The following is a 9887-nucleotide window of genomic DNA, read 5'->3' as shown; positions in this document are numbered from 1 at the left end:
CGTAGAATTCCTTGTCGTGATTTCTGGAGGTAGCCTCGCCGCCTTTACGTCCTGCCTCTTCCACGGTCATACTGCCATCGTTTTGATTTCGTTCGTTTTGATCGTTCTTAGCCATTACTAATTCCTCCTCTATATATTTTTGTGCGTTCAACTTCCTGCACACTCTATCATATACCCATAAGCTTTAAATCAAAACATCTATGGATGCAGATTTGATAGTAATACTACACTTGCATATGCGCTTAACTAGCGTAATGGTTATGTTCTAACGAAGGCGTTGTACGATTGTATCTCCTCCTAAATATCCAAATTCTTTGGCAGTTCGAATGTTCATTAACACGACCAAGAATGCTGCATTTAAAAGCTCACTTTCCCCTTCTTTCTTGATGACTGCTTGGTTTTCATTCATCCTTCCTGGGAAAGGCATCTTAATAGAACATGCCGTTGATAAAGCGTGCTTACGCTGCAAATATTAGGTTTTACTTCTCTTCCAATTAGTACATCTGGTGTGCAATTTTGACGGCTTTTCTCTTATTGTAATCAGCTGCAGAGGAACGGAATTCAATGTGGTTATGTCCGCAATTGATTCTTTATTTTGATATGTTAATTATGTTTTATGCTATAAAATGGCACGATAGGTACCTTCATGATCATACTTTGTTTTTAGCTATTACTCGTTCAAGTTTACAAAAAATGATATTTTCTATAAAAACCATCTTTGCTTCAGTAATCTGATATTTCGTAAGCAAAAAAGCGCCAACTCCTAAATCGTTAGGAGTTGACGCCTTTTAATTAGAACAGCTTGACTTACATCATGCCGCCCATTCCACCCATACCGCCCATATCAGGCATTCCACCGCCACCTGCTGGTTCTGGTAGGTCTGCCACTACAGCTTCAGTAGTCAAGAACATAGCCGCTACAGATGCTGCATTTTGTAGTGCAGAACGAGTTACTTTCGTTGGATCCACGATACCTGCTTCTACCATGTTAACCCACGTGCCTTCTGCTGCGTTAAAACCAATGCCGACTTCTTCGCGCTTCAAGCGGTCTACAACGATAGAACCTTCAAGGCCCGCGTTAGTTGCGATTTGACGTACTGGTTCTTCAAGTGCACGAAGTACAATCTTAATACCAGTAGATACATCGCCTTCCGTATCTTCAAGTAATGCTTCTACTTGCTTGTAAACGTTAACTAGTGCAGTACCGCCACCAGATACAATTCCTTCTTCTACTGCTGCACGTGTGGAGTTCAATGCGTCTTCGATACGAAGTTTGCGCTCTTTCAACTCTGTTTCAGTTGCAGCTCCGACTTTGATAACTGCTACGCCGCCAGCAAGTTTAGCTAGACGTTCTTGCAATTTCTCTTTGTCGAATTCAGAAGTTGTTTCTTCCAACTGTGAACGGATTTGGCCTACGCGTGATTCGATTGAACCTGCGTCACCGCTACCTTCTACGATTGTTGTATTATCTTTTGTTACTACGATTTTCGCGGCGCGTCCGAGTGAAGTAAGGTCAGCAGATTTTAGGTCAAGTCCTAGATCTTCTGTGATCACCTGTCCACCTGTTAGGATTGCGATGTCTTCAAGCATAGCTTTACGGCGATCACCGAAGCCAGGCGCTTTAACTGCTACTGCGTTGAATGTACCGCGAAGTTTGTTGACAACTAGTGTAGCAAGAGCTTCACCTTCAACGTCTTCTGCGATAATCAACAATGGTTTACCTTGTTGAACGACTTGTTCAAGCACTGGAAGGATTTCCTGAATGTTGTTGATCTTCTTATCTGTAATCAAGACATATGGATTATCAAGTACTGCTTCCATTTTGTCTGTGTCTGTTGCCATATACGCAGATGCGTAGCCACGGTCGAATTGCATACCTTCTACTACATCAAGCTCTGTTATGAAGCCTTTAGATTCTTCGATTGTGATGACACCGTCATTACCTACGCGCTCCATTGCTTGTGAAATCAACTCACCGACTTCTTCGTCACCAGAAGAGATTGCTGCAACTTGTGCAATTTCTTGTCTGCTTTCGATTTCATCGGAAACGCTTTGAAGACCTTCTACCGCTGCGATTACCGCTTTTTCGATTCCTTTACGGATACCGACTGGGTTTGCGCCAGCCGTTACGTTCTTCAAGCCTTCACGAATCATGGCTTGTGCAAGTACAGTTGCTGTTGTTGTTCCGTCACCTGCGATGTCATTCGTCTTGGATGCAACTTCTGCTACAAGCTTTGCGCCCATGTTTTCGAATGCATTTTCTAGCTCGATTTCTTTTGCGATCGTTACACCATCGTTTGTGATGAGTGGTGAACCGAATTTGCGCTCAAGTACGACGTTACGACCTTTTGGCCCAAGTGTTACTTTTACAGCGTCTGCTAGTGTATCTACACCGCGGAGCATTGCGGAACGTGCTTCTTCGTTAAATTTAAGTTCTTTAGCCATTGTATTTGATACCCTCCAGAATTTTCTATTTTTCTACTACATGTACTTTTTTATTAATTATCCAATAATTGCAAGAATGTCGCTTTCACGAAGGATTAAGTATTCAGTACCTTCATACTTCACTTCAGTGCCTGCGTATTTAGAGAAGATGATGCGGTCGCCTTCAGATACTTCTAGTTCGACGCGCTGTCCGTTCTCAAGAACACGGCCTGTACCAGCAGCGATTACTTTTCCTTCTTGTGGCTTTTCTTTCGCAGAGTCCGGTAGAACAATGCCGCTCGATGTTTTTTCTTCTGCTTCGATTAATTCGATAATGATACGGTCACCTAGTGGTTTCAACAAATGAAACAACCTCCTCGAGATAATGTGTAATTTTTATTTTTCTTAGCACTCACTTATGATGAGTGCTAACACAACTCTAATATTAATGAATTTCACACATAATTGCAAGTAAAAGTGTTCGACAATTTCTTCTTTTGCCAAACGTCTTTATTCGCGTTAAACTAATCAACATGTATGAAAGAAAGGTTGTGCACCGTGAAAAACTGGGTTGTTGCTCTGATGATCTTCATGTCGTATGTGTTGCTGCAGATTACCAGCATTTTTCTTGCCCCTGAATTAATTATTTACTTCACCGGCAAAGACTTGTCTAAAGCAGATGCCGTATCACAAGGTTTCGCCTGGACGTTATTCATCACGCAAGGTATCGCTGCACTGATCATTGCTGTGATCCTGTTACAAAATAAGAAGTTCTTACCTGCATTTAAAGGAAAGCCTGTCGGATTCGGAAGCGTTCTTCTATGGGGAGTACTTGGTTTCTTCCTCGCCATGGCTGGACAAATTATAGGTGCCGCGATTGAGTCCGTGTTCGGTGTCACCGCTGGCTCCGAAAATACGGAATTATTGTCGAATATTTCGAAAACCGCACCTATTATTATTTTCGCTATGGTGCTATTTGCACCGTTCCTCGAAGAAGTCGTCTTCCGCCGGATTATCTTCGGTGGCTTGTACACAAAAACGAACTTTTGGGTCGCTGCGATTGTCAGCGCCATCGTATTTGCAGCCGTGCATGGCGAGTTGCAACACTTGCTGATGTACTTAATGCCAGGTCTCGCGTTTGCCTTCGTCTATTACAAGACTAAGCGTCTACTGACCCCGATGATTGCCCATTTCCTCATGAACAGTTTCGTCACTGTCGTGCAATGGAATGCGGATAAACTGCAACAATTACAAGATATGCAGCAGGGCATCGTATTATTCCTGCAATAGAAAAAATCTCCCCGTGAATGGGGAGATTTTTTTAATGTGGATATATATAAAGTTCGGTGAGCGGGAAAGCACCGTTGTTCGACGTTCCAGGCGGACGCGTTCTGGAGGGCCCGCGGTGAGCCAACTAGTCACTTCGTTCCTTTAGTTGTCTCACCTGTCGAGCTGATCCTCCCAGAGTCGCCGCCTTCCACTTACGATCAACTAGTTTTCATTTCTAATTATAGTAAGTGAAAGAGATATTACACGAATTATATAATGACGTTATCTTATGCTCATAGTCCTCTTGTAGGGATTGGAGTGGAAGCAGGAACGACTCCTGGAGGATCAGCGAGAGCCGTAACGAAGAACGGCTTTTGCGAGTAAAAGCGAAGCGTTAGGAGCATGTGCTTTCATAGACTGCCTTGAGTAAGCCACGCCCTCAGGAAAGCGCCCCCTGCTGGAACTCCAATCTCCGAACTACAAACCTCCTACTTCTTACTGCGCAGCTATTACCTGTACCATCTTATCAATATCAGGCTTCGCTGTTCCTTTCACGTTCTCTGTCAGGATACTGAAGATCAGCTCTTGTCCGCTCTTCGTCTTCACGTAGCCCGACAACGAATCCGTACCGTTGAGCGAACCGGTCTTCGCCTGCACTTTGCCTCTGACAATAGGACTTGTCAAACGGTTGCGCAACGTTCCACCTAGCATACGATCATTTACACCTGCGATTGGCAACGAACGCTCAAATGCAGGATACCAATCTTTAGATTGGGCTGCATACAGCACTTCCGCAATTTTCTCTGAAGGGATTTTATTCTTATGAGACATACCTGAACCATCTTCTAAATAAATACCTTTTGTGCTAATACCGTTTTTTTCTAACGTTTCCCTCACAACACGCAAGCCGGCATTCCAACTTCCTTCATTATATACTGCGCGCCCCATAGACTTTGCCAAGACTTCTGCGTGGGAGTTATTGCTGTACTTCATGAATGGCATCATTAAATAGTACAATGACATCGATTCTTTTTTTGCAAGTAACTCTGCATTCGCGGGAGTTTTTCCACGTGTTACACGAGCATTTGGTTGAAGCTTGATACCTTCTTTAGCCAGTGCGCGTTTGAAGACGTCCGCTGTATAGGCTGTCGGATTCGATACCGTTACCCATTGGCGCTTGCCGTTTGAGTTGAGTGGTACGTTTCCTGAAACGATAATCGTATTCGTTCCTTGCTGACGTTTCATCGTCACAGTATTGTGTTGATTTTTTGGAACGGTACGTGTGCGATTGACGACTTTTACGATATCCGTGTGAGGAGTCAATGTGACAGCTCCTGCTTTTCCGTTTCGTGTCGGCTTCGCTTCAACGATTGTCGTACCTGCATCGTAGTCTTTATTCGGTGAGATCGTCAGTGCCGAAACTTGCGCTGCGTAGTAATGCGTCTCGTCTGCCTTATGAATACCTGGTGATAGACGCTGTGTATCAAACCATGTATCGTCCGCCACGATATGTCCTGTAACGGAACGGATACCTGATTCACGGATTTGCCGGGCCAAACGTAATAAGTCGGCTTCAAGTAATGTCGGATCACCTGTCCCACGCAAATAGAGATGACCGTCGAGAATACCGTTTTTCACTGTACCGTTCGTTAAGACATCTGTATCGAAAGTATAATCTTTCCCCAGCACTTCAAGGGCTGATGTACTGGTTAGAACTTTGACGTTCGAAGCGGGTGTAATACCTTGATTGCCACGATATTGATAGATCACGTGATTAGTATCCGCATCACGTACGACGACACTGCTTCGTGTCCCCCGCATACGCTGACTTGAAATAACTTGATTAATGCCTGTTTCTAACCCTTTATAGGACTGCTGAGCCGCAGCTACTTGACCTTCTATAATAGGAGTCGTAACACTCGCCATAAGCAATAATGCACCTAGTAACCACTTGCTCCATCTAGTTGGAGTCTTTTTTCTATTCACTTGTATTCATGTCCCCCTACTCATTCTATTCTTAGATAGTTTACCATAGAGGCATTGGTAAATGAACCCATATTTGACTGTGGTCCCGTAAACATAAAAGATCCTCCTGCATTTGCAAGAGGATCTTTTATGTTTACTTATCATCCGTTTTATTCATCACTTCATCAATCTGACGCTGTTGCTCTGCTTTGACTTCTTCCATCTGGCGTAGACGTTCAGATTTCTCGAACTTCCGATAGCCTAGACGAGAAATCACGATACTGATCTCATACAGGATGAACAGCGGAACCGAAGTGAATAAATGCGATACGATATCCGGTGGTGTAATGAACGCCGCAATTACGAACAAGACAAAATACGCAACTTTCCGTATCTTAACGAGTACTTTAGGTTGCAACACGCCGAGACGCGATAAAAATAAAATGACGATCGGTAACTGAAAGACAAAACCGAACGGCAATAATAGTGAGAATAAAAAAGAGAAATACTCATTGATACCAATTGTCTGCTCAATGTTCAATTGACCTGACAGATTAATCATGAATTTCATGACATATGGTAACAATATGAAATACGAGAAACTAATCCCTACTAGAAATAAGAGAAAAGCAAACGGGATATACGACAATGTGACCTTACGTTCAAGCTCACGAAGTCCAGGTGAAATAAAGGCCCAAAATTGATACATGATAACCGGTGAAATAATGACAATCGCTAGGAATACTATAACTTTCAAATAGATCACGACTGGATCTATCACGTTAAATGCATTCAATGTAATTTGTTCAGCAGGTGTATCGTATTGGATAAAATTGATCAGAGGCTTCGCTAAGAAGAAACTGCCAATTGCCCCAACAATAAAGAAAACGACAATTACCATCAGCCGTTTTCGCACTTCATCTATATGCTCAATGATTGTTAAGTCTTTATCTGCCATCAGAATAACACCCTAACTCAGCGCACTTCTTCTTTCTTGTCTTCAACCTTTTTTACGTCGTCCTCGTCATCTGTAAGGCCTTTTGTTGCGTTTTTAAATTCACGCAATGAAGAACCGAATGCTTTACCGATTTCAGGTAATTTCTTAGGACCAAATATAAGTAACGCGATCACAGCGATAATCAGTAAACTTCCGATACCTGGAGCCATGTTGGCCACCTCCTCATAATATGTCTATTCTACATGAAAACCTATAATTTTACTATTGCAGTGTCACCTAATTTGTGAATCTTTTACGTCCGTTTTGATAAGATAAATCAATGTTTGCAACTCAACGGACAAATCGATTGTCTGAATACGGATTGTATCTGGTACCGCCAGCCGTTCAGGGGTAAAGTTCAATATCCCTTTCACAGACGTTGTAGCGAGACGATCCGTCAATTCCTGTGCAACACGTGATGGCACAGTCAAAATAACCATTTCAATACCTAGTTCATTAATTTTCTCTTCAAGACGATCAGGTGGATAAATAAGAATATCGTTCTTTAGTTCGCCTTCATGTGGAGCTTTCGGATCGAATGCCACGACAATTTTCGTATTGTGGATCTTTTGGAAATTGTATTTCAAAAAAGCGTTGCCGAGACTACCTACCCCGATTAATGCCACTTTGGTTTCTTCGTCTTGATCAAGTGTTTCGCGGAAGAATTGCAGCAAGGAATCTACGTCATAGCCGTATCCTTTGCGTCCAAGCGCCCCAAAATGCGAGAAATCTCTGCGAATTGTTGCAGCATCAATCTTCATCGCTTCACTTAATTCACCTGAGGAAATGCGTTGTACACCTTTATCTGCATAATTTCGTAAAAATCTATAATATAGAGGCAATCGTTTTGATGTTGCCTGCGGAATTCTAGGTTTACTCACAGCTGTGCCCTACCTCCATCGTCACTTCAATGACCAACCCCTAAACAAGGGTACAGCCGTTTTTATCGTACAGCACAACGGGTTTATTGTAAAGCCGATTATTGCATGGGACGCTCCATTCCATTAAACTGATAAAGAATAGAGGTGTGGGGCTTGATTATTTTACAAGTAAATGGACTGACAAAGTCTTTTTCCGGCACGGATCTACTAGAAAACGTCCGTCTCGAAGTACAGCATCGAGATCGCGTCGCATTAGTTGGACGAAATGGTGCTGGAAAATCGACTTTATTGAAAATTATTGCAGGTGAAATATCCGCGGACGAAGGAGATATCATCATTCCTAAAGATGTACGCATGGGCTATCTCGAGCAGCACAGTGGGCTGGATTCAGAATTAACGATTTGGGATGAAGTGATGACGGTATTCGCACCCCTTCGTGAAAAGGAAAGTCGGCTGCGCGCGCTAGAGCATGAAATGTCGAATCCTACGGTTCTTGAAGATGCGAGTCGCTATACTCGCATCATGACGGAATACGATGAACTTCAAATTGATTTTAAGGAGGCAGGAGGCTATCAGTTTGAAGCCGACGCTCGTTCCGTGCTTCATGGCATGCGGTTTTACCCGGATGATTTCGAGAAGCCTGTGCACTTACTGTCAGGCGGTCAAAAGACTCGTTTAGCGCTTGCAAGGATGCTTCTGAGTAAGCCAGACTTGTTAATACTCGATGAACCGACGAATCACTTGGACATCGAAACATTGAACTGGCTCGAACGGTATTTGTCGGGTTACGAAGGTGCGATTCTAATCGTTTCACATGACCGATACTTCCTCGATAAAGTAGTTACCACTGTATATGAAGTATCTCGACGGAAAGTCACAAGGTACAGCGGTAATTACAGCTCATACTTAGATGAGAAAGCGAAGAACTATGAACGTGATCAGAAGTTATTTGTTCAAGAAAAGGATGAACGGACCAAGTTGGAGGAATTCATTCAGAAAAATATTGCGCGTGCGTCCACTTCCAAAATGGCGAAGAGCCGACGTAAGCAACTAGAGCGGAGAGACTGGATGGAATCTCCTGACGGCGACGAGAAATCCGCGAACTTCTCCTTCTCAATTGACCGATCAAGCGGTAACGATGTACTGTCGTTAGACAATGTCAAAATTGGCTATGGTGAAGAACCTGTATCGCAGAACATCAATTTGCGTATTTATAAAGGTGATCGTGTAGCATTTGTTGGACCGAACGGTGTCGGCAAATCCACGTTGCTTAAAACTATAGTAAAGCGCAACGAACTGATGGGTGGGGAAATTCGCTACGGCACGAATGTCCAATTTGGTTACTACGATCAAAATCAGGCAACACTTATTGGCACAGGTACCGTCTTGCAGGAAATATGGGACGACTGGCCACAAATGAATGAAAAAGATGTACGCTCCCTACTCGGACGCTTCCTGTTCACGGGTGACGACATAGAAAAACTCGTCACTTCCCTTTCAGGTGGAGAAAAAGCACGTCTTTCATTGGCGCAACTAATGCTCGAGAAATCCAATACATTGATCTTGGACGAGCCAACGAATCATTTAGATCTCGACAGCAAAGAAATTTTAGAAAATGCACTTGATGATTTCCCTGGAACGATATTGTTCGTGTCACATGACCGGTACTTTATCAACCGACTCGCAACCAAAGTTATTGAAATGAGTGACGATGGAACAGTGGAGTACCTAGGCGATTACGATTACTTCGTCGAGAAAAAGACTGAGACAGAAGAGATATTAGCGGCTACACAACTCGAACAACGAGCAAAAGAGCCTGTCGCCAAGAAAGAAGTGGCAAATAAGGAAAATCAACGCCATGAACGCCGGCTTAAACGGTCCATTGCTGACGTAGAGAATGCACTCGAAGCCTTTGACGAAGAAATTGAAACTTTGCAAGCAAAGCTACTAGAACCCGAACTAGCAAACGATCACATCGCACTAATGGATATCCAACGTCAAATCGACGAAATCCAGGCTGTCCATGACGAACGATCGGAGGAGTGGTTGTTACTGCAAGATGAGTTAGAGAAACTGTAAAAACGTCTGGAACCTTAAAATAGTTTAAAACAAAACAAGCATCAAGAACTGGGTGGTTCTTGATGCTCGTTTTTTCTATGTTATTTTGGGTATGAGCGGGTATGTTGTAAAATAGAGCGTTCGCCCAGATAGTATGAGTGGTCGTGAAGGTAGTATAAAAAGTGGACATAATCTAATGAGCGTGTTTGGATTAAAAGAACAAACAAACTGAATGGAGTGTGTCCACATGAGAAAACGAATTGATGATAATTTAAAGCGTCATCTGATTAAGT

9 protein-coding genes and 1 pseudogene are annotated in these 9887 nt (G+C 43.1%); 2 read left to right on the top strand and 8 right to left on the bottom strand.

The genetic code is table 11. From position 1 onward, the window contains the following. The 4 genes and pseudogenes from CSV67_RS17165 to groES form a co-directional block, all read right to left on the bottom strand. Positions 1-115 (bottom strand): annotated as a pseudogene (locus tag CSV67_RS17165) (KGG domain-containing protein); the annotation flags it as partial. Positions 116-265: 150 nt separating this feature from the next. Further along, positions 266-409: a hypothetical protein gene (locus CSV67_RS16735; RefSeq protein WP_158232968.1), complete on the bottom strand. Its 144-nt coding sequence runs from the start codon at positions 407-409 to the stop codon at positions 266-268. A gap of 398 nt (positions 410-807) precedes the next feature. Continuing rightward, complete coding sequence (groL, locus tag CSV67_RS16325) at positions 808-2445, bottom strand: chaperonin GroEL (RefSeq protein ID WP_099632644.1); 1638 nt, start codon at positions 2443-2445, stop codon at positions 808-810. A 57-nt stretch (positions 2446-2502) separates the two neighbouring features. Beyond that, the gene (gene groES, locus CSV67_RS16320) at positions 2503-2787 is read right to left on the bottom strand and encodes a co-chaperone GroES (protein WP_029055048.1); all 285 of its coding nucleotides are present in this window, start codon (positions 2785-2787) and stop codon (positions 2503-2505) included. A gap of 195 nt (positions 2788-2982) precedes the next feature. Between groES and CSV67_RS16315 the strand changes: the two genes are divergently transcribed. Next, complete coding sequence (locus CSV67_RS16315) at positions 2983-3714, top strand: CPBP family intramembrane glutamic endopeptidase (protein WP_158231683.1); 732 nt, start codon at positions 2983-2985, stop codon at positions 3712-3714. A 474-nt stretch (positions 3715-4188) separates the two neighbouring features. Here the strand turns inward: CSV67_RS16315 and dacB are convergent, their stop codons facing one another. From dacB to CSV67_RS16295, 4 genes are all read right to left on the bottom strand, one after another. Beyond that, a complete protein-coding gene (dacB, locus tag CSV67_RS16310) occupies positions 4189-5679 on the bottom strand; it encodes a D-alanyl-D-alanine carboxypeptidase/D-alanyl-D-alanine endopeptidase (protein ID WP_099632642.1) in 1491 nt (496 codons plus the stop codon). 133 nt (positions 5680-5812) lie between these two features. Further along, positions 5813-6616, bottom strand: a complete 804-nt coding sequence (tatC, locus tag CSV67_RS16305; RefSeq protein ID WP_099632641.1) for a twin-arginine translocase subunit TatC — start codon at positions 6614-6616, stop codon at positions 5813-5815. Between the two features lie 17 nt (positions 6617-6633). Continuing rightward, positions 6634-6825 carry a twin-arginine translocase TatA/TatE family subunit gene (locus tag CSV67_RS16300; RefSeq protein WP_029055052.1) on the bottom strand — a complete coding sequence of 64 codons (192 nt, stop codon included), beginning with the start codon at positions 6823-6825 and terminating at the stop codon, positions 6634-6636. 63 nt (positions 6826-6888) lie between these two features. Further along, positions 6889-7536: a redox-sensing transcriptional repressor Rex gene (locus tag CSV67_RS16295; RefSeq protein WP_099632640.1), complete on the bottom strand. Its 648-nt coding sequence runs from the start codon at positions 7534-7536 to the stop codon at positions 6889-6891. Positions 7537-7689: 153 nt separating this feature from the next. Between CSV67_RS16295 and CSV67_RS16290 the strand changes: the two genes are divergently transcribed. After that, a complete protein-coding gene (locus CSV67_RS16290; protein WP_099632639.1) occupies positions 7690-9615 on the top strand; it encodes an ABC-F family ATP-binding cassette domain-containing protein in 1926 nt (641 codons plus the stop codon). Positions 9616-9887: the final 272 nt, after the last annotated feature.

Origin of the sequence: Sporosarcina sp. P2, assembly GCF_002743255.1 — a bacterium.
Classification (GTDB): Bacteria; Bacillota; Bacilli; order Bacillales_A; family Planococcaceae; genus Sporosarcina.
This window is presented reverse-complemented; position numbering and strand designations above follow the sequence as displayed.

Bases quoted from the DNA above. Each gene is read 5' to 3' on its own strand.
- CSV67_RS16735 (WP_158232968.1), bottom strand. From the start codon at position 409: ATGAATGAAAACCAAGCAGTCATCAAGAAAGAAGGGGAAAGTGAGCTT.
- groL (WP_099632644.1), bottom strand. From the start codon at position 2,445: ATGGCTAAAGAACTTAAATTTAACGAAGAAGCACGTTCCGCAATGCTC.
- tatC (WP_099632641.1), bottom strand. From the start codon at position 6,616: ATGGCAGATAAAGACTTAACAATCATTGAGCATATAGATGAAGTGCGA.
- CSV67_RS16300 (WP_029055052.1), bottom strand. From the start codon at position 6,825: ATGGCTCCAGGTATCGGAAGTTTACTGATTATCGCTGTGATCGCGTTA.